This is a genomic window from Paraburkholderia sp. BR13444 (genome assembly GCF_040948755.1).
Classification (GTDB): domain Bacteria; phylum Pseudomonadota; class Gammaproteobacteria; order Burkholderiales; family Burkholderiaceae; genus Paraburkholderia; species Paraburkholderia youngii.
The window spans coordinates 71,657-91,859 of the sequence record NZ_JBFPKM010000022.1; the positions used below are offsets into that span (position 1 = coordinate 71,657).

17 protein-coding genes are annotated in these 20,203 nt (G+C 64.5%); 14 read left to right on the top strand and 3 right to left on the bottom strand.

Features of this window, described 5'->3' with window-relative positions:
• The first annotated feature begins 108 nt into the window (after positions 1-108).
• From AB3X95_RS35890 to AB3X95_RS35900, 3 genes are all read left to right on the top strand, one after another.
• A complete protein-coding gene (locus AB3X95_RS35890) occupies positions 109-1,596 on the top strand; it encodes an alkaline phosphatase family protein (RefSeq protein WP_368623743.1) in 1,488 nt (495 codons plus the stop codon).
• Positions 1,597-1,930: 334 nt separating this feature from the next.
• A complete protein-coding gene (treA, locus tag AB3X95_RS35895; RefSeq protein ID WP_368623744.1) occupies positions 1,931-3,739 on the top strand; it encodes an alpha,alpha-trehalase TreA in 1,809 nt (602 codons plus the stop codon).
• A gap of 115 nt (positions 3,740-3,854) precedes the next feature.
• Positions 3,855-5,144, top strand: a complete 1,290-nt coding sequence (locus tag AB3X95_RS35900) for an MFS transporter (protein WP_368623745.1) — start codon at positions 3,855-3,857, stop codon at positions 5,142-5,144.
• A gap of 174 nt (positions 5,145-5,318) precedes the next feature.
• Here the strand turns inward: AB3X95_RS35900 and AB3X95_RS35905 are convergent, their stop codons facing one another.
• Complete coding sequence (locus tag AB3X95_RS35905) at positions 5,319-6,029, bottom strand: FadR/GntR family transcriptional regulator (protein WP_176111459.1); 711 nt, start codon at positions 6,027-6,029, stop codon at positions 5,319-5,321.
• Positions 6,030-6,299: 270 nt separating this feature from the next.
• On the opposite strand from AB3X95_RS35905, the gene AB3X95_RS35910 reads away from it, so the two are divergent.
• From AB3X95_RS35910 to AB3X95_RS35950, 9 genes are all read left to right on the top strand, one after another.
• On the top strand, positions 6,300-7,322 hold the full coding sequence (locus AB3X95_RS35910) for a zinc-binding alcohol dehydrogenase family protein (RefSeq protein WP_184227108.1): 1,023 nt from the start codon (positions 6,300-6,302) through the stop codon (positions 7,320-7,322).
• 20 nt (positions 7,323-7,342) lie between these two features.
• Positions 7,343-8,476: a mannitol dehydrogenase family protein gene (locus tag AB3X95_RS35915; protein WP_184227063.1), complete on the top strand. Its 1,134-nt coding sequence runs from the start codon at positions 7,343-7,345 to the stop codon at positions 8,474-8,476.
• Positions 8,477-8,595: 119 nt separating this feature from the next.
• Positions 8,596-9,876, top strand: a complete 1,281-nt coding sequence (locus AB3X95_RS35920) for an MFS transporter (protein ID WP_176121435.1) — start codon at positions 8,596-8,598, stop codon at positions 9,874-9,876.
• A gap of 48 nt (positions 9,877-9,924) precedes the next feature.
• Positions 9,925-11,472: a UxaA family hydrolase gene (locus AB3X95_RS35925; RefSeq protein ID WP_368623746.1), complete on the top strand. Its 1,548-nt coding sequence runs from the start codon at positions 9,925-9,927 to the stop codon at positions 11,470-11,472.
• 64 nt (positions 11,473-11,536) lie between these two features.
• Positions 11,537-12,790: an alpha-hydroxy acid oxidase gene (locus tag AB3X95_RS35930; RefSeq protein WP_368623747.1), complete on the top strand. Its 1,254-nt coding sequence runs from the start codon at positions 11,537-11,539 to the stop codon at positions 12,788-12,790.
• A gap of 17 nt (positions 12,791-12,807) precedes the next feature.
• Positions 12,808-14,226: an FAD-binding oxidoreductase gene (locus AB3X95_RS35935; RefSeq protein WP_176121432.1), complete on the top strand. Its 1,419-nt coding sequence runs from the start codon at positions 12,808-12,810 to the stop codon at positions 14,224-14,226.
• A 132-nt stretch (positions 14,227-14,358) separates the two neighbouring features.
• Positions 14,359-14,895: a DUF4142 domain-containing protein gene (locus tag AB3X95_RS35940; protein ID WP_368623748.1), complete on the top strand. Its 537-nt coding sequence runs from the start codon at positions 14,359-14,361 to the stop codon at positions 14,893-14,895.
• A gap of 1 nt (position 14,896) precedes the next feature.
• On the top strand, positions 14,897-15,202 hold the full coding sequence (locus AB3X95_RS35945; RefSeq protein ID WP_176121431.1) for a cupredoxin family copper-binding protein: 306 nt from the start codon (positions 14,897-14,899) through the stop codon (positions 15,200-15,202).
• 5 nt (positions 15,203-15,207) lie between these two features.
• Positions 15,208-15,891: an RNA polymerase sigma factor gene (locus AB3X95_RS35950; protein ID WP_254905826.1), complete on the top strand. Its 684-nt coding sequence runs from the start codon at positions 15,208-15,210 to the stop codon at positions 15,889-15,891.
• Here the strand turns inward: AB3X95_RS35950 and AB3X95_RS35955 are convergent.
• Entirely contained in the window at positions 15,886-16,182 is a 297-nt protein-coding gene (locus tag AB3X95_RS35955; RefSeq protein ID WP_368623749.1) for an ATP-binding protein, read from the bottom strand. The two genes, AB3X95_RS35950 and AB3X95_RS35955, sit on opposite strands and share 6 nt — an antisense overlap.
• A 194-nt stretch (positions 16,183-16,376) precedes the next feature.
• On the opposite strand from AB3X95_RS35955, the gene AB3X95_RS35960 reads away from it, so the two are divergent.
• Positions 16,377-17,747, top strand: a complete 1,371-nt coding sequence (locus tag AB3X95_RS35960) for an APC family permease (protein ID WP_176121429.1) — start codon at positions 16,377-16,379, stop codon at positions 17,745-17,747.
• On the opposite strand, the gene AB3X95_RS35965 is transcribed toward AB3X95_RS35960, so the two are convergent.
• Complete coding sequence (locus AB3X95_RS35965; RefSeq protein WP_184227068.1) at positions 17,744-18,922, bottom strand: helix-turn-helix transcriptional regulator; 1,179 nt, start codon at positions 18,920-18,922, stop codon at positions 17,744-17,746. The genes AB3X95_RS35960 and AB3X95_RS35965 overlap by 4 nt on opposite strands.
• A gap of 118 nt (positions 18,923-19,040) precedes the next feature.
• On the opposite strand from AB3X95_RS35965, the gene AB3X95_RS35970 reads away from it, so the two are divergent.
• A complete protein-coding gene (locus AB3X95_RS35970; protein ID WP_368623750.1) occupies positions 19,041-20,117 on the top strand; it encodes a helix-turn-helix transcriptional regulator in 1,077 nt (358 codons plus the stop codon).
• Positions 20,118-20,203: the final 86 nt, after the last annotated feature.

The following is a 20,203-nucleotide window of genomic DNA, read 5'->3' on the forward strand; positions in this document are numbered from 1 at the left end:
AAACTTGCTGCCAACGACCAACCGCCGCTCCAATCGGCGCGCGCGTGTTGCTTCGCGGCAGGCAGGCAGGGACGAATGCCCGCGCCGCAGCCAATCAGGAGGCGTGTGATGGGCGACGAGACTCACAAGACTCATGCACACGACCGCCGCCGCTTTCTTGCTGGCGTAGCCGCGGTGGCCGGCAGCGTTGCGCTATCGGGTTGCGGTGGCGGATCGGGCGAAGACGACTTAACGGGCGGAGGAGGCGGCGACCCCGCGCCCTCGGTTACCGATATTCCGGCGCCCAACGCCGCCGACCGCTATAGCCTGCCGCGCCCGGCGTTGCCCGCGCCGGCCAGCTCGGGCATCGACTTCATCGTGCTGGTCACGATGGAAAATCGTTCGTTCGACCATTTCCTCGGCTGGGTGCCGGGCGCGGAGGGCATGCCCGCGAACCGGCAATTCAAGGACGCGTTCGGCGCGACGCAAACGCCGTTTTCGCTCGCGGCGAATGCCGCGTACGGCTATCAGGCGTGCGCGTTCCTGGACCCCAATCACAGCTTTTCGGGGGGCCGCACGCAACTGGCATCGGGTGCGATGAATGGCTGGCTGCTCACGCCGGGCACGAGCCTGAGCCGGGGCGACCTGCTGCCTATCGGCTTCTACACGCAGGCCGACCTGCAATTTTTCAACGCCGTGGCCAGCAGTTACACGATCGGCGACTTCTACTTCAGCGGCATCCTGACCAGCACGTTTCCCAATCGCCTCTATCTGCATAGCGGCGCAACGGACCGGCTCGACGACAGCGCCGACACGTCGTCGCTCGCGACGATCTGGGACAAGCTGAGCAACGCCGATGTCGACGCTCGCTACTACTACCACGACGTGCCGATCACGGCGCTTTATGGCACGCGGTATGTCGGCATTTCGCGCCCGTTTGCGGATTTCCTCGTGCATGCCGCGGCGGGGACGCTGCCGCCATTCTGCATGATCGATCCGTCATTTACGGGCGAGCCGGAAGGCGTTTCCTCCGACGATCATCCACATGCCGACATCCGCGACGGCGAGGCGTTTCTCGCGCAGGTCTACGAGGCGCTGCGCACGAGCCCGACGTGGAGCCGCACGCTGATGATCGTCGTCTACGACGAATGGGGCGGGTTTCTCGAGCACGTGGTGCCGCCCACCAGGCCGATCAGCAACAACGAGCTCACGCTCGGCAACGACGGCAAGCTCGGCTTTCGCGTGCCGCTCGCGCTGCTGGGCCCGCGCGTGCGTGCGCGTTCGATCACGCGCTATCCGTTCGACCCCAGCTCGATTCACGCGCTATTGCAATGGCGCTTCGGCTTGCAGCCGCTCGGCGTGCGCGGCAGCGATCCTGCGACCTTCAATCTCGCCTACGCGCTCGATTTCAACGGCGCGCCGCGCACCGACGCTCCCGCGTTCACGGTCGCCCAGGGGCCGTTCGGCGGAACCTGCCTGGGGGCGGTCGTGCCTTCGCCGTCGAGCTCGGTATCGGCGGTCGATCAGTCGCAAAAGCGGGCGATCAACCCGACGGCGGACCGCTTCGCGGATCTGCGCGCGAAGGCGGCGTCATTAGGATTCGCGACCGGAGGCTAACGCTGGTTTCCGCCTAGAATGAGCGGGCCGCAAGCCGGCGCCGGACCGCGCGCCCCGATGAAGGCTCATGCCTCGAGCGCAGTTCGGTAAGAACCTGGTTAGCACCCGGTAAAGAGCGCTTGCGCGCGACATCGTTTTGCGAAGCGGGCCCCGCATTTGCTAGCGAGACCCTCTCGAAGCCCCGCGGTAGCGTGCAGCATAGGATCGGCACGCGCGGCGGGCCGCCTACGTCGACGTCACCGCGTCGTCCTCAACGGGTCCGCCGATGCCATTTCGTTCCGATCTTCACGTTTGGTCTTCCCGCGAGCGGCCGTACCGCTGCGTTCTAGCCTCCGTGGCCACCGCGCTGGCGCTCGCCGCAAGCAGCAGCGTCACCGCGCAATCCGCGCCGACGGTCGCGCCGACCCAGCCGGCCGTGCCGGCCCTTACGCTGCCCGCATCGGCTGCCGCTGCGAATGCCGGGAGCAGCGCCGCGGCCGGGCGCGTTGGCAACACGGATCACGCGCAGCCGTCGCCGGTCGTGCCGACGCCGCCATCCGAGCTGTATGGCGAGCTGTATCGCGACGTCGAACTCGCGCATCTGTACCCGGACAGCAAGACGTTCGCCGACATGTCGCCAAACGAGCCGCCGCCGCAAGTCATCGCCGACTACGAAAGCCAGCGCGCTCAGCCGCGCTTCGACCTGAAGCAATTCGTCGAACAGCGCTTCACATTGCCTCCGCGCGAGCCGAAGCGCTATGTGTCCGATCCGAACGAAAGCGTCACCGCGCACATCGATACGCTGTGGAGCGTGCTGCGCCGCGAACCGGATGCGAGCGCCAGCCCGTACGCTTCGCTGTTGCCGCTACCGTCGTCGTACATCGTGCCGGGCGACCGCTTCGACGAGATCTACTACTGGGATTCGTATTTCATCCTGCTGGGGCTCGACGCGAGCGGCCAGCGCGCGCTCGTCGACGACGAGCTGAACAATTTCTCGACGTTGATCGACCGCTATGGCCATATCCCCAACGGCAATCGCACGTATTACCTGAGCCGTTCGCAGCCGCCGTTCTTCGCGCAGATGGTGCAGCTCGTCGCGCGCAAAGAGGGCGATCAGGTCTACGCCCGCTATCTGCCCGAGCTGCGCCGTGAATACGCGTACTGGATGGCGGGCAGCGATCATCTGTCGCCCGGCAACGCGGCGCGCCATCTGGTGCGCCTCGCCGACGGCACGCTGCTCAATCGCTACTGGGACGAGCGCGCGGCGCCGCGCGACGAGTCGTACCGCGAGGATGTGATGACGGCGCAGCAGATACCGCAACGCGACGCGCAGGATTTGTGGCGCAACCTGCGCGCGGGCGGCGAAACAGGCTGGGATTTCAGTTCGCGCTGGTTCGCCGACGGCAGGACGCTCGCGACCATCGACGTGACCTCGCTCGTGCCAGTGGACCTGAACTGCCTGATGGTGGAGCTCGAACGCGCGCTCGCGAAAGCCTACCGGGTGACCGGCGACGCAGGCCACGCGGAGAATCTCGAACTACGCGCCCGCGTGCGAGCCGATGCGATCCGCCGGATGCTGTGGGATCCGCAACTGCACGCTTTCGCCGACTACGACTTCGTGCACCGCACGCTCACGCACCGGCTGACTGCCGCGACCGTCTACCCGCTTTACACCGGCGTCGCGACACGCAACGACGCGCGCGAAGTGGCGCAGACGATCCGGCGGGATCTGCTGCGCCCGGGCGGTCTCGCGACGACGCAGGCCAACACCGGACAGCAGTGGGACGAACCGAACGGGTGGGCGCCGCTGCAGTACCTCGCGGTGATCGGGCTGCGCCGCTACAGCGAGCCGGAGCTCGCGCGTGATATCGCGACCCGCTGGATTCGCACCAACGTCGCGTACTACCAGCGCACCGGCAAGCTGGTCGAGAAGTACGACGTCGACGCGAGCGACAAGCCGGCGGGCGGCGGCGAGTATCCGCTACAGGACGGCTTTGGCTGGACCAATGGTGTGCTGCGCGTGCTGATGCAGCTCTATCCGGATGCGGTGAGTTCGACGAAGCCGGCCGATCTGCCGGGCGGCGCGGCGGGGGTGTCGGATGCGGCGGCATCGGCGGCGGCCGCGCCGCAGACGTCGCACAGCGCGTCGCCCGCGGGCCGCTAGCGGGAAGAGGTAGTAGCGATACCAGGATGATGGGTTGACTGCCTGACGGCGACGCAGCCCGTTAGCATGCTTCGGATAGCTCGAACGGCCCCTAGTCACCTGGAAAGTCTCGAAGATGAATCGCAAGCTCGACGTACCAACGGCCGAACCGGTGCCGCCGCAGGCGCAGGCGCAGGCGCAGGCGACGGCGGCGGCCGGCGATGAAGCCGCCGCGCATTGGCAGCGCAACCTGGGCGTGTGCGTGTTCGGCTCGTTCACGACCATCGTCGCGATGACGCTGCTGCTGCCGTTCCTGCCGCTTTACGTCGAGCAACTCGGCGTGAAGGATCATGCGGCGATCGTGCAGTGGTCCGGCGCCGCGTTCGGCGCGACGTTTTTCAGCGCCGCGCTCGTCGCGCCGCTGTGGGGCAAGCTCGCGGACCTCTACGGCCGCAAGCTGATGCTGATCCGCTCGAGCCTCGGCATGGCGGTCGCGATGTCGCTGATCGGCATGGCGCACTCGGCTTGGCAACTGGTCGCGTTGCGGCTGCTCGCCGGGCTGCTCGGCGGCTATGCGTCGGGCTCGATGATCCTCGTCGCGACGCAGACGCCGAAGGCGCGTTCGGGCTGGGCGCTCGGGGTGCTGTCGTCGGGGATCATGGCGGGCAATCTGGTCGGCCCGCTGATCGGCGGCTTCCTGCCGCCGCTGATCGGCATCCGCGCGACCTTCTGCGCCTCGGGCGCGGCAATCTTCGTCGCCTTTCTCGCGACCGCGTTTCTGATTCGCGAGCAGCCGGTCCGCAAGCGCGCGGACAGCGCGTCGAAGAAAGGCGCGTGGGCCTCGGTGGACGACAAGCGGCCGGCCATCGCGATGCTTGCCACCGGCCTGCTGCTGATGGTCGCGAACATGTCGATCGAACCGATCATCACCGTCTACGTCGCCCAGCTCACGAAGCCTCAAAACGTGACGATGGTCGCGGGCTTCGTCATGTCGGCCGCGGCGCTCGGCAGCGTGATCTCGTCGTCGCGCCTCGGCAGGTTCGCGGATCGCGCCGGGCACTGGAACGTGATCGTCGGCTGCCTCGCGGTATCGGCGGTGTTGCTCGTGCCGCAGGCGTTCGTCACCGCGAGCTGGCAGCTGATCGTGCTGCGTTTCCTGATGGGCATCGCACTCGGCGGCCTGTTGCCGTGCATCGCGAGCGTGATCCGGCACAACGTGCCGGCGAGCGTGACGGGCGCGATTCTCGGCTACTCGGTGTCGTCGCAGTACGCGGGGCAGGTGGCCGGTCCGCTGCTGGGCGGTCTCGTCGGCGGCCACGTCGGCATGCGCGCGGTGTTTCTCGGCACCAGCGTGCTGATGGCGCTCGGCGCGCTCGCGAACTGGCGCGTGAAATCGCGCAGCGCACGGGCCGAGGCGGCGCGCTGATACGAGCCGCGTCGACGCTCGGCACGTTTGCCGTTGCGGCGCAAACGAGCGGATCGAGGAGATGGGAAAACCAATCGTTGACGACGAACCGTTCATGAGGCGTTTCTCAGACGGTTGTTCTTTGATCTGCTGGAACACGCTCAAGCGTGCCTGGACGTCTTTATGAAACCGTTTCTAAGTCGTCCGCTGTCCCCCCGTAATCACCCGCTCCAACGACAGCTTCAAGTGGCGCTGCATCGCCGCCTGCGCCTGCAGCGGATCGTGCGCTTCCAGCGCTTCCAGAATCACCAGATGTTCTTCGGGCACGGCGCCCCACGTCGTTTCGTTTTCGAAGTGGCCACGCAGCTTTTCCGACAGCGGACTATGTCGCGCATCGAATAGCGAGCTGACGGTGCGCACCAGCACTTCGTTGCCGGACATCTGCGCGATCGCCAGATGGAACGCGCGATCGGCGGCGACCGGAATTCTGCCCGCCTTCACTTCGCGCTCCATCTCGTTGTAGATCGCGCGCAGCATCTTCAGGTCTTTCGGTTTGCAGAACGGTGCGACGCTCGCAATGATCGAGCCTTCGATCAGGCAGCGCGCGCCGAGGATGTCGAGCAGGCTATCGCCGAGTTCGGCCTGCGACAGCGACGCATCACTTTGCGCGGACGGCGTCGCGCACAGATAGACGCCCGAGCCCATGCGAATCTCGACGAGGCCTTCCAGTTCCAGCGCGACCAGCGCCTCGCGCACCGACGGCCGCGATACGCCGAGCGTTTCCGCCAGCGCGCGCTCGGGCGGCAGGCGGCCGTTCGGCGCGAACTCCGGCTGAGCGATCAGATCGCGCAATTTTTCCGCGATCTGAAGATACAGGCGGCGAGTGTCGGCAGGTTTGGTGTTCACGAAACGTTTCCCGGCAATGGAGCTTGTGCAATCCCGATAAGGCGAGCGCCGATTGTAGATCGAAGCGTCCGGCGCGCAAATCGGGCGCGCTCGGCGGCGCGCTGACAGCGTTCAGGGTTTCCCCCAACTCCGTGCAAATTGGCTTGACCAGTATCGCACGTGCGGTTAGTTTTGCAAATTGGTAAGGCCAGATCGACGCCAGGCAGGCGTCAGAAGAGTGGACCTGCGGGTCGCTCCATCCCCCGATACCCGATCAATTCCTCCATGACGATGAAGACAGTCATTTGCGAACAACCCGGCCAGCTAGCGCTCGCCGAACGCGCGATGCCGAACGCCGGCCCTGACGATGTGCTGATCCGCATCCGCCGGGTAGGCATCTGCGGCACCGACTTCCATATCTTCACCGGCAATCAGCCGTATCTGTCGTATCCGCGCGTGATGGGGCACGAGCTTGCCGGCATCGTCGAAGCGGCGCCGGCCGGCGCGCGCGTCGCGGCCGGCGACCAGGTGTACGTGATGCCGTATCTGTCGTGCGGGCGCTGCGTGGCCTGCCGCGCGGGCAAGGGCAACTGCTGCGTGAACATCCGCGTGCTCGGCGTCCATACCGACGGCGGCATGACCGAGTACCTCGCGGTGCCGCAGGCGTTCGTCTTCAAGGCCGACGGCGTGACGCTCGACCAAGCCGCGATGCTCGAGTTCCTGGCTATCGGCGCACACGCGGTCGCGCGCGCCGACGTGCAAGCCGGGCAGCGTGCGTTGGTAGTCGGGGCTGGGCCGATCGGCATGGCCGTGACGATCTTCGCGAAACTGCGCGGCGCCGAGGTCAGCGTGCTCGACGGCCGCGCGGACCGCCTGTCCGTGTGTGCCGGCGCGTTGCGGGCCGATCACACGGTGCTGCTCGACACCACCGACGCCGCGACCGATGCCGCCCAACTCGCCGCGCTGACCGATAACGAGTTCTTCGACGTGGTATTCGACGCGACCGGCAACGTGAAGGCGATGGAGCGCGGGCTGCAGTTCGTCGCGCACGGCGGCAAGTACGTGCTGGTGTCGATCGTCAGCGAGCGCATTTCGTTTGCCGATCCCGAGTTCCACAAGCGCGAGACGACCTTGCTCGCGAGCCGCAACGCGACCGTCGCCGACTTCGAAACGGTGCTCGAAGCGATGCGCGCCGGCAAGATTCCGACGGCCGCGCTCAATACCCACGTGGTCGAGCTCGCCAATCTGCCGGGCGAATTCCCCAAGCTTCTGAAACCGGATGCCGGCGTCATCAAGGCGCTGGTGGCCTGTTGAGCGAGCGGGGAAAACGGACGATGGGTAACCCGATTCTTCAATTCGGCACGAGTCGCTTTCTGCAGGCGCACGCGGATCTGTTCGTATCGGCGGCGCTCGACTCGGGCCGCGCGCTGGGGCACGTGAGCGTCGTGCAGACGACGGCCAACCCCGAGAGCCTCGCGCGCATCGACGCGTTACGCGCACACCGGCAGTACGAGGTGCGCATTCGCGGTCTGCGTCGCGAAGCGGTGATCGATACGACCACGCAATGTCATGCGATCAGCGAGGCATTGAACGCGAATACCGATTGGCCAACAGTGGTGGAGCGCTTCGCGCACGACGCGCGCGTGGTGATCTCGAACACCGGCGACCGAGGCTACGAGTGTTTCGCCGACGACACCGCCGAGCTATTGCGCAACGACAAGAGCGTGCCGCGCGGATTCGCGGCGAAGCTCGTGGTGCTGCTGCACGCGCGCTTCAAAGCCGGCGCCGCGCCGCTGACGCTGCTGCCATGCGAACTCGTATCGGGCAACGGCGACACGCTGCGTGGCCTCGTCGCCGATATCGCGCGCGGCTGGGGCGGCGGGACCGAGTTCCTGCGCTACATCGAGCACACCTGCATCTGGGTCAATTCGCTGGTGGACCGCATCGTGTCAGAGCCGATCCGGCCGGTTGGCGCGGTTGCCGAACCCTACGCGTTGTGGGCGATCGAGCGGCGTGCCGGCATGGTGCTGCCGTGCGAGCACGAGGCGATGATCGTCACCGACGATCTATTGCACTACGAACGCCTGAAGCTGCTGCTGCTGAATCTCGGGCATACGTGGCTCGCCGAGCGCTGGCTGGCCGACGCGCGCGATCCCGACGAGAACGTGCTGCACGCGATGCGCGATCCGCTGTTGCGCGCCGATCTCGAATCGCTGTGGTGCGACGAGGTACTGCCGGTCTTCGATGCGTTCGGTCAGGGCAGCGACGCGCGCGCCTATCTCGACGACGTGCGCGAGCGATTCGAAAATCCGTTCCTCGATCATCGCCTCGCCGACATCGCGCGCAATCACGAGCAAAAGAAACAGCGGCGCTTCAAGCCGGTGATCGAACTCGCTCGCGAGCTCGGCGTGCGTGTCGAGCAACCGCGTCTGAACGCGGCGCTTGCCGCGTGCGTGCAACGCGGCTAAAGGCGCGGGCCGCAAATCCGCAGTAAATCGGGTCGTCGACCCCGCAGTACACCAGCGGCTCACGAGGTCGCAAGGTTCATCTAAACATAGGCTTAGCCTGGCTAGGAGGAGACGGTTTCATGAAGAAGATGCGTTGGGTAGTGATTTTTCTGTGCTTTCTCGCGATCGCGGTGAACTACATCGATCGTGCGAATCTCGCGGTCGCCGCGCCGCAAATCGAAAAGGCGCTCGGCATCGGCCCCGCCGAGATGGGCTTCATCCTGAGCGGCTTCTTCTGGACCTACGCGTTCATGCAGATGCCGTTCGGCTGGTTCGTCGATCGCGTCGGCGCGCGCATCGCGCTGCCGCTCGCGGTCGGCTGGTGGTCGGTGTTTACCGCGGCCACCGCGGTCACGACCAGCGTCGCGGGCATGTTCGGCTGCCGCCTGTTGCTCGGCGTCGGCGAGGCGGGCGCTTACCCGTCCTGCACGAAGCTCGTGAGCCAATGGTTCCAGCCCAAGGAACGTGCGCTCGCGACGAGCATCTTCGATAGCGGCTCGCGGGTCGGCTCTGCGCTGTCGATTCCCGTGGTTGCGCTGATCATCAGCACGCTCGGCTGGAAGGCGGCTTTTGTTCTCACCGGCTTGCTCGGCGCGGTCTGGATCGTCGGCTGGTTCGTGATCTATCGCAATCCTGTGCAAGACGAGATGGCCATCGCACTCGAGGCGACTCCCGCGGCTCAGGTGAAGGCAGAGAAGGTGACATGGGCGTCGCTGTTTCGCCACCGCACGCTGTGGGGCATGATGCTCGGCTTCTTCTGCCTGAACTTCGTGATCTATTTCTTCATTACGTGGTTTCCGAGCTACCTCGTGGAGACCCGTGGCTTCTCGCTCAAATCGCTCGGCACGCTCGGCATGATTCCGGCGTTGATCGCGATTCCGGGCGGCTGGTTCGGCGGCTTCGTGTCCGATGCGCTGTTCCGGCGCGGTTGGAGCCTGACGGCCGCGCGCAAGACCTGCATGGTCGGCGGCATGCTGTTGTCGTCGGTGATCACGCTGTCGGCGTTCACGGAGAACACGTATCTGATGCTCGCGTTCTTCGGCATCGCCTATGGCAGCCTCGCGTTCGCCGCGGCGAGCATCTGGTCGCTGCCAGGCGACGTCGCGCCGACGCCGGGTCATGTCGCGTCGATCGGCGGTATTCAGAACTTCGCATCGAATCTGGCGGGGATCGTGATCACGACGTTCACCGGCGTGATGGTGGCGATGTCGAAGGGCTCGTTCACGATTCCGCTCGTCGTCGCGGGCGGCTTCTGCTTTCTTGGCGCGTTCAGCTATCTTTTCATCGTGGGACGCATCGAGCCGCTGTCGCTGGAATCGGACAGTCGCGATCTGCCCAAGGGCGTGGGCTCCACGATCTGACGTATTCTGTTCGAACGCTTACGGATAAACCTGTCTTCGAGGCTTTTCATGTCGACTCAAGCTAGCGGCGCGTGCCCGATCATTCGCCTGCATCCCGCCGACGACGTCATCATCGCGACCCGGCAGTTGTTGCCGGGCACGCGCATCGACGCGGAACAACTGGTCGTCGCCGGGCTGATTCCACCGGGACACAAGATCGCGACGCGCGACATCGCGCAGGGCGAGCCGGTCAAGCGCTACAACCAGATCATCGGCGTAGCGCGTGAAGCGATCGCGCGCGGCCAGCATGTTCATACGCACAATCTCGGCATGTCCGAGTTCGCGCGCGAGCACGCGTTCGGCGCCGATGCGCAGCCGACCGTCTACGTCGATGAACCGGCGCATTTCATGGGGATTCGCCGCGACGACGGCCGCATCGCGACGCGCAATTACATTGGCATTCTGACCAGTGTGAACTGCTCGGCGACGGTTGCGCGCGCGATTGCCGATCATTTCCGGCGCGACGTGCGTCCCGACGCGCTCGCCGACTATCCGAACGTCGACGGTGTAATCGCCTTGACGCACGGGCTCGGCTGCGGCATCGACATGCAAGGCGAGGGCATTGCGATCCTGCGTCGTACGCTCGCCGGTTATGCGGTGCATCCGAACTTCGCGTCGGTGCTGTTCGTCGGGCTGGGCTGCGAGACGAATCAGATCGACGGTGTGCTCGCGGCGGGCGGCCTCGATGCCAGCTCGACGAAGCTGCGCAGCTTCACGATCCAGGACAGCGGCGGCACGCGCAAGACGATCGAACGCGGTATCGCAATGGTGCGCGAGATGCTCGCCGATGCGAACCGCGTGCAGCGCGTGCCGGTACCGGCTGCGCATCTATGCGTCGGTCTGCAATGCGGCGGCTCGGACGGCTACTCGGGCATCTCCGCGAATCCGGCGCTCGGCGCCGCGGTCGATCGGCTCGTGCGGCATGGCGGCACCGCGATTCTGTCGGAAACGCCGGAAATCTACGGCGCCGAGCATCTGCTGACGCGCCGCGCGGTGAGCGCCGCGGTCGGCGACAAACTGCTCGCGCGCATCGCATGGTGGCAGGACTATTGCGCGCGCAATGGCGGCGCGATGGACAACAACCCCTCGGCGGGCAACAAGGTGGGCGGTCTGACGACGATCCTCGAAAAATCGCTCGGCGCGGTCGCGAAGGGCGGCACGACGAATCTGGTCGACGTCTACGAATACGCGCAGCCGATCGCCGCGAAGGGCTTCGTGTTCATGGATTCGCCCGGCTACGACCCGGTGTCCGCGACGGGACAGGTCGCCTCGGGCGCGAACCTGATCTGCTTCACGACCGGGCGCGGCTCCGCTTACGGCTGTGCGCCGTCGCCGTCGTTGAAGCTGGCGACCAACACCGCGTTGTGGGAGCGCCAGCAGGACGACATCGATATCAATTGCGGCGGGGTGATCGACGGCAGCGCGAGCATCGACGAACTCGGCGAAGCGATCTTCCGCATGATGCTCGACTGCGCGTCAGGTACGCGCACCAAGAGCGAACTGCATGGCTATGGGCAAAGCGAGTTCGTTCCCTGGCAGGTCGGCGTGGTGACCTGAACGGCTGCGCAGCGACACAACCAACAATCAAATACACGAGTCAATCACGCACTGGAGGATGCAATTGGAACGCCGCCTTTATTCAGGCCGCGACGTGAAGCGCGCGCACAGCATCGATGATTTGCGCGCGATGGCCCGCAAGCGTCTGCCGAATTTCTGTTTCGAGTATGTGGAGGGCGGCGCCGAAGACGAAGCGACACTGCGGCGCAACCGCGACGTGTTCCGCGAAATCGCTTTTCTGCCGCGCACGCTGGTGAACGTCGAAAAGCGCAATCAGAGCGTGACGCTGTTCGGCGAGCGCAGCGCGTCGCCGTTCATGATCGGCCCGACCGGCTATAGCGGCCTGATGTTTCGCGAAGGCGACGTCAAGCTGGCCAGTGCGGCGGCAGCGGCCGGCATTCCGTTCGTGCTGAGCAACGTGTCGACGGTCTCGCTGGAGGACGTCGTGCGGCGCGCCGGCGGTCGCGTGTGGATGCAGGTCTACATGTACCGCACGCGCGAATCTCTCGCGAAACTGGCGCAGCGCGCGAAGGCTGCGGGCATCGAGGCGCTGGTCGTCACGACCGACAGCGCGGTGTTCGGCAAACGCGAATGGGACCTGCGCAACTACATCGAGCCGCTGAGACTCGACTGGCGCAACAAGTTCGACGTGCTGCGTCATCCGGGCTGGATGGCCAACGTGCTGTGGCCGAACGGCATGCCGCGCTTCGCCAATCTCGGCGACCTGCTGCCCCCGGGGCAGGACAGCGTGAAGGGCGCGACGATCACACTGGGCCGGGAACTCGACCCGTCGTTGTCGTGGGACGATATCCGCTGGCTGCGCGATCTGTGGCCGCGTCGGCTGATCGTCAAAGGCGTGCTGGGTGCGCCGGATGCGCTGAAGGCGCTGGAGGCCGGCGTCGACGGCATCGTGCTGTCGAACCACGGCGGGCGGCAGCTCGACAGCGCGGTATCGGCGATGGACGTGCTGCCCGAAGTCGTCGAGCAGGTTGGGGGTAAGCTGTGCGTGATGCTCGACGGCGGATTTCGCCGCGGCTCCGAGATCCTGAAGGCGGTCGCGCTGGGCGCCGATGCGGTATTGCTCGGACGTGCGACCACCTATGGTCTGAGCGCGGGCGGTCAGCCGGGCGCCGAGCGGGCTATCGAGATTCTGCAGACCGAGATCGACCGGACGCTCGGCTTGCTCGGTTGCTGCGATATCGCCGGGCTCGACCGTAGTTATCTGCGTTGGCCAGGGCAGCAGGCGCCGCTGTCGCGCGTGCAATCGCAAACGCAGACCCGAACGGTGCAGGCGCGCGCAGCGGCTCTGTCCGCCTGACGAACTGGAGATATCTGATGCAGCAAGAACCGAACGCCGCGACCCGCGGTAACGAAGCCGTCGCCGCGCTGCGCGAAACGCTCGGCGCGGACATCGTGAGTCTGCCGGCCGAATTTGGCGGGCGGCAGTTCGCCGACTGGAGCGGCACGCCATCGACCGATCCGATCGCGCTGATCCGACCGCGCACGACCGAAGAGGTCGCCACCGCGCTCAGAATCTGTCATCAATTCCGCCAGCCGGTCGTCACGCAAGGCGGCATGACCGGGCACGCGGGCGGCGCCTGCGTGCTCGGCGGCGAGGTGGCGCTGAGCGTCGAGCGGATGAACGGGGTCATCGACATCGATCCGGTCAGCGCGACCATCACCGTGTTCGCGGGCACGCCGCTGCAGGCGGTGCAGGAAGCGGCCGATCACGCCGGCTTCATGTTCGCGCTCGACCTTGGCGCGCGCGGCAGTTGCACGATTGGCGGCAACATCGCGACCAACGCGGGCGGCAACCGCGTGATCCGCTACGGGATGATGCGCGACCAGGTGCTCGACGTCGAAGCGGTGCTCGCCGACGGCAGCGTGATCGGCGGCGAGCGCAAGATGATCAAGAACAATACCGGCTACGACCTGCGCAACCTGCTGACCGGCAGCGAAGGCACGCTCGGGGTCATCACGCGCGCGGTGCTGCGGCTGCGCGCCAAACCGCGCGCAATCTCGACCGCATGGTGCGGCATGCCGGATTACGAGGCGGTGACCACGCTGCTCGGCCGCGCGCAGGAGCGGCTGCCGGCCGGCGTGTCCGCGTTCGAGGTCATGTGGCCCAGCTATTGCGACTTCGTGCGGGAACGCCTGCCCGAACTGCGCGTGCCGCTCGGCAGCGATCACGCTTACTACGTATTGCTCGAGACTTGCGGCGCGGACCCGGAGCGGCAGGCGGCGGCGTTCGAGGACTTTCTCGCCGACATGCTCGACGCCGGCGTGATCTCCGACGCCGCGATCGCGCAATCGGACGCCGACGCCGCGGCGTTCTGGGCGATTCGCGACGCGCCGGCCGAATATCCGCGCTTGATCCCCGGACGCATCTCGTTCGACATCAGCTTCGCGGTCGCGCAGGCGGGCGATGCGGCGCAGCGTTGCGACGAGCGGCTGCGCGCGCGCTGGCCGCAAGCGACGATCCTCGTCTACGGGCATCTCGGCGACGGCAATCTGCACGTGGTGGCGCAGGAACCGGGCTGGACCGACGAGGACATCGACGAGGTCAAGCGCGTCGTCTATGAACTCACGGGGGAAATGGGCGGCTCGGTATCGGCCGAGCATGGGATCGGCGAGGAAAAGCTGAGCGTGCTCGGCATGTCGCGCTCGCCGGCCGAACTCGCCGCGATGAAGGCGATCAAGCTTGCGCTCGATCCGCACAATATCCTGAACCCCGGCAAAGTGATCGCGATGTAGTGTGCGGTGGTTTCCGGCGTCACGCGTCAATGTGGCGCGCGCATTACGGGCGCGTTGCTGGTCGATCAGGAACGCGCTTCTCCGACGTGACATCCAATCCCATATCCGCAACGGAATATGGGGAGATGTCACATGAAACTCATCATCCACACAGTGCTGGCGACGACGCTCGCGTTAGCGAGCATCGCTTCTGGTGCGCAAGGCACCGGGCCGAGCGATCCGCAGATTGCCGCGATCGTCGTGACTGCAAATCAGGTCGATATCGACGCGGGCAAGCTCGCGGAAACCAGAACGAAATCGAAGGACGTGAAGGCGTTCGCGCAGCGGATGGTCACCGATCACACCGGCGTCAACAAGGCCGCGGCGGATCTCGTGAAGAAGCTCAATGTGACCCCCGAGGACAATCCGACGAGTCAGAACATCAAGCAGGGCGGCGACCAGAACATCGCCAAACTGAGGACACTTTCGGGCGCCAGCTTCGATAAGGCCTATATCGATCACGAGGTCACCTATCATGAAAACGTGATCGACGCGCTCGACAAGACGCTCATTCCGAGCGCGAAGAACGAGGAACTGAAGGCGCTGCTCGTGAAGGTGCGGCCGGCGTTCGTCGCGCATCTCGAACATGCGCGCCATGTGCAGGCGGAACTGGCGAAGAGCGGTGCGTGATATGCGCCTGCTCGCTTGTCTGATGGGCGTGCTCGTGTTGCACGTCGATGCGATGGCGGCGACGTACGTCGTCGTGATCGAACAGATGCGCTTTAATCCGGCCGCATTGACGGTCGCGCGCGGTGATCGCGTGGTGTGGGTCAACAAGGACCTGTTTCCGCATACCGCGACCGCTGATGCGAAAGCGTTCGATTCGCATGACATCGCGCCGGATGCATCGTGGAGTTACGTGGCGAGCAAGGTGGGACGCTACGCGTATTCGTGCACGCTGCATCCGACGATGCACGCTGTTCTGAACGTACGATGAAAGCGATGATGAATCTTCCTGTTGAGACCACTGAGGACGACCTCGGCATCGCGCGCCGCATCGCCGCGGGCGACCGCGACGCGTTCGAACTGCTGATGCGAAGGCATAACCGCCGGCTCTATCGCATGGCGCGCGCGACCTTGCGCAACGACGCCGAGGCGGAAGATGCGCTACAGGACGCGTATTTGCATGCGTACAGATCGATCAGCCAGTTTCGCGGTGAGTCGCAATTGTTCACGTGGCTGTCGCGGCTCGTGCTCAACGAATGCTTTGCGCGATTGCGGCGCTCGGCGCGGCGTCAGAATGTGATTCCGATCGTGGACGCGCCCGAATACATCGAACATGACGATGCAATGACCACACACGACGACGATGCCCCCGACCGGGCGCTTGCGCGTTCGCAAGTGCGCGTGCTGCTCGAACGCAAACTCGATGAATTGCCCGAGCCGTTTCGCGTCGTCTTCGTGCTGCGCGCGATCGAGGAAATGAGCGTCGAGGAGACCGCGCAGTGTCTGAGCATTCCCGAAGCGACGGTGCGGAGCCGGCATTTCCGCGCGCGCAGCATGTTGCGCGAGTCGCTTACCCAGGCGCTTGATCTCGCCGAGCGCGATGCGTTCGAATTCGGCGGGGCGCAGTGCGATCGCATCGTTGCGAGCGTTCTCGCGAAAATATCCGGCGGCGCGTCATAGCATTGGCGACGCGTGCAGGGGCACCGTGGACTGAACGGCCGCGCCGCGCGGCGTGGATTCACCCACCCACGAGCGGCCGCCATGGGCGTCGATAATCGAACGACAGATGGAAAGTCCAATGCCCAGACCCGTCGCCTTCGTCGTGTAGAACGCGTTGAACGCGTGTTCCGGACCGTTCGGGCCGAAGCCCGGCCCGGAGTCGCGCACGGTGACGACCACGCCGGCACCGTCCGCCTCGCTTGTGCTGACCCGCACGTGTCGAGCCCCCTCCAGACTGCTCGTTGCCTCCAATGCATTCCGGAGGCACGTGTGGCGCTGCCATTGACGACAGCCTGACGCGGCGGGTGGTCTCAGAGAACCTTCCGCTGTGCTTCCAGCCGATTCGCGCGTGGCGACGGTACGTCCAACGGATGCTCCGGCCGCTCACGGCCGACTCGCAGATGCCCCCTGCACATGGGGTGTTTCGCCTTCGCGCGACATCTAGCATGAATATGACCGTGCTAGTCACCGCAATCGATCTGGACTTGCATCGAGTCACAGCACAGGAAACAGCGAAGGAGAAAGAAGTGCCAGAATTGCGTCGGCAGATTTCGCTGTTCGGCGGCACGGCGCTGGCTGTCGGAATGGTCGTCGGCTCCGGCGTGTTTGGTCTTCCGGGCCTTGCGCTGCAGCTCGGCTCGCCGCAAATCGCGGCATTCGGATGGTTGGCCTGCGCGATCGCCTGCCTTCCGCTGCTTTGGGTGTTTGCAATCCTTGGCACGCGCTACGCCTCCGCCGCGGGCGTTTCGCGTTACGCCGAAGCCGCGCTCGGGCGGCGCGCCGAATCTGCCGTCACGGCGGTTCTATGCGGCACGTTCCCGCTTACCGTTCCGGCTCAATCGATGATCGGGGCAAGCTATGCGCTCGTTGCCTTTGGCCTCGACAAGAGTGCTCATGTCCCTATCTGCATATCGATCTTGCTGGTTGCCATCACGTTCAACCTGTTCGGCATTCGCAAGGCCGCACTCGTCAATAAGCTCTCGCTCGCATTGATCATCGCTGCCGTGCTCGTCCTTTGCGTGACGAGGCACGCCGACCTGCGCACCGGTATGCTGCTGTGGACTCGTCCCGACTGGACAGGCGTGAAGCCATCGCAAGTCTGGAGAGTGAGTGCTCTGCTTTTCTGGGCATTTATAGGCTGGGAGAACGTCTCGTTCGGTCTCGAGGAGTTCCAGCAGCCGCAGCGAACGATCAAGCTCGTTTATCTGGCTAGTTTTCTCGTCGTGGTGGTGCTGTATTCCCTGCTAGCAGGCACCGTAAACGGTGCGTCAAGTAACCAATCTTCCGTGAACGCGGCGGAAGGGATTGCCCATCTCGTTCCCTTGCGCTGGCAGTCTGCATTCGCGCTCGTGACAGTTGTGATTATCCAGGCGACAGCCAATGCGTGGGTCTTCGCTGCCAGCCGTCTTTTCTATGCCGCCAGCAGGAACCGCCTGCTGCCCGGAGTCTTTGCGCGCCTGGACGGGCAAGGAACGCCTCGCAACGCAGTATTGTTGGTGGCGGCAAGCTTTGCGGCCGTACTGGCAGGGGTGACGGCATTACACATCCAGATCCCGGATCTATTGATCGTTGCTAACCAGAATTTCCTGGTGCTCTACCTGATATGTATTTTCGCTTGCTGGAAGATCGAACGCGGAGCACAGCGATGGCTTCTGACGCCGCTCGCATTTCTGTCCTGTGGTTTCCTGATGGCGGATTCGAACTACAAGATCCTCTATCCGATAGCACTACTCGCGCTCGGCATACTGAGTCAGCTCGTGCGCGAAAAACGTCCGCTTGCCGGTCTGGCGGAGACGGCCTCGCCGCCGCGACTCTAGCGGCCATCGGCAGATTCGAAAGCTTGCAGGCTACTGCGCAGGATTAGCGCGACGAGCTCGGCCTGCCTATGAGTGAACGTCTTGCCCAATATCTGTTTCAGGTATCCCCGCGCTGTGCCTAAGCCGATTGTGAGCTTCGTCGCCGCCTCTTCGAGGCAGTAGCCGTTGGCAAGTAACACTGCAAGTTGCGCCTCGCGGCGCGTGAGTCGGAACGTTTCAACGAGTACGTCCGCATCGACGTTCGGCGCACGGTCGGCCTCCGTCAGGAACAGAGCGCCCCGTGTGGTGTTGGATTCGCCCGCATCTCCATACGCGCCAGAGCGCTGGTGCAGGTCGAATGGCATGATTCTGACGACGAGTGGCAGGCGCGGCGGATCGCGCGAAAGATAGCAGCGCGTAGGGGCGGCTTGTTGTATCGCACTCTCGCGGCCGTTGCGTTTTATGTCGTGCAAGCCAACCGAGCCGGCCATCGCCTTCTGCAACAACAGTGTTTCCGCGTGCTTCGTCGCCGCCACCGTGCGTTTAGACAGCACCAATCCGTCGCCGCTCGATGCAAGCGCCTCGGCGCGTCTGTTCACGAACACAGGGCACAGTGCGGCATCGAACAGAATGACGCCGACGCTCGCGCGGTCAAGCAGATCAAATACCGACTTGACGTTCGCGTCCGCGCGCACGAGGCGCTTGCCAACTTCAAGCGAGTTGATAAGGTGGGGCACAACGAGATTCAGGGCGTCTACATCTTCGTTATCGAAATCCGCTGCACCTAATTCGCGGCCGCACGAAAGATAGACCTGACGCACAGGCGTGCGCACAAGTGGCGTGACGATCCCGTAGAATCCGCCAGCTGGCCGAACCACCTCGTTATACAGATCGGAGCGTCTGAAATCCGCGTCCGAGATCGCTGACGATTGACGCAAGGACGTTCCTGCCGGAATGGCGCTGATCCAGTCAGGCATTCGTGACGCGAACTCGTGGTGCAGTCGTAACGCGGAAGATGGCTCGATGCCGGTCGACGCGACGACACCAACGGCATCTCCGGTCACTCCGTTGAGCACCGCTTTATGTGCACCGATAGCGTTCACGACCGAATCGAGCGCCGCATGCCATTCCCCGGGATGAAGCGCCGCCTGATAGACGAGCCGCACGGCCGCATGAATGTCATCGACTCGTCCCATCTTTACATCTCCGCTGGACTGACACCCTCACAAATGGGAGTAACAGTCGTGCCTAACGTCTGACAGTATAGAAAGCAACCAAAGGCATAGCGGACTTCTACGCTCCCCGGAGACAGAAATGTCTTCAAAACACGCTGCTTTGTCAGGTCACGTCCGGCGGCTGTGCTTGCTTGGATGTGATCCGCACATCGTCATTCCGCACGTCGTCGAAACGCTTCGTACGTTGGTCGGGGCGGACTGGGGCATGTTCTTCTACGCCGACGCGCAGTATGCGCTTAGCGACATGTTCAGCCAGAACGAGGCCATATACGCAATGATGCCGCTCTACATGTCCGAAGTGCACAATACGGAAATGCAGGTTGATGCGATGGGGGTTAGCTTTTCGACTGCGATGCGGCGAGGACGAGGGTACGAAAACTCGGCGCGCCATGATGGGGTGTTGCTCAACAGCACGATGTATAACGAGCTTTACCGGCCTATGTACATCCGGCACAGCCTGGAACTGACGGCCTTCGATGGGAAGCGCGGGTGGGGCAGCGTGACGCTCAAGAGAATGCCCGGCGGCCGGCCGTTTTCCGAACGGGACCTCGCGGACATTAGACCTTTGTCGGCACATATCGCGCATGCGCTCACGTCACCCAAAGGCCGGCATTCCAATCACACGGAAGATGGTCGTTCGTCGGTTATCGTGGTCGACGACACCGGCAAGATCATGTTGCAGAATGAGGACGGCATGCGGATGCTTGCGCTGGCAGGCGGAGAGTCGGCCAGCCGCGCGCAACACACACGGCTCCCGGGTTGGCTAGCGCCGCTACTCGCCAATTTCAACGGAATCTGGCGAGGCTGCGCCGCAGCGCCACCTTTCCTGGAACGGTTCAACGGCGCAGGTCGATTTACGTTCAGGGCGTATCGCTTCGACCACGCAGCAGCGAGCGCGGACCACGCATGTATCGCTATCTACACTGAGCATTTCCCTCCGCTCGCGTTCGAAATCGAGACGCGGGGATTTCAGCTTGGCTTGAGCGAACGGCAGCGGCAACTCTGCATTTACCTGTTGCTCCGGCACTCGCATGGGGATATTGCGCAATTGATGGGTATTCGCGAAAGCACTGTGATCGACCACGTGCGAAAAATTTACGCGAAACTCGATGTCCATAACCTGACGCAGCTCGAGGCCTCTTTTCGTAACGTCTAAGGCGGTACGGAGCGGTGGTGCCGTCGCCCCATTGCTGATCGAGCCGCAGTCGCGTGAAATAGGCTCACGGCGTACGGACGAAGCGC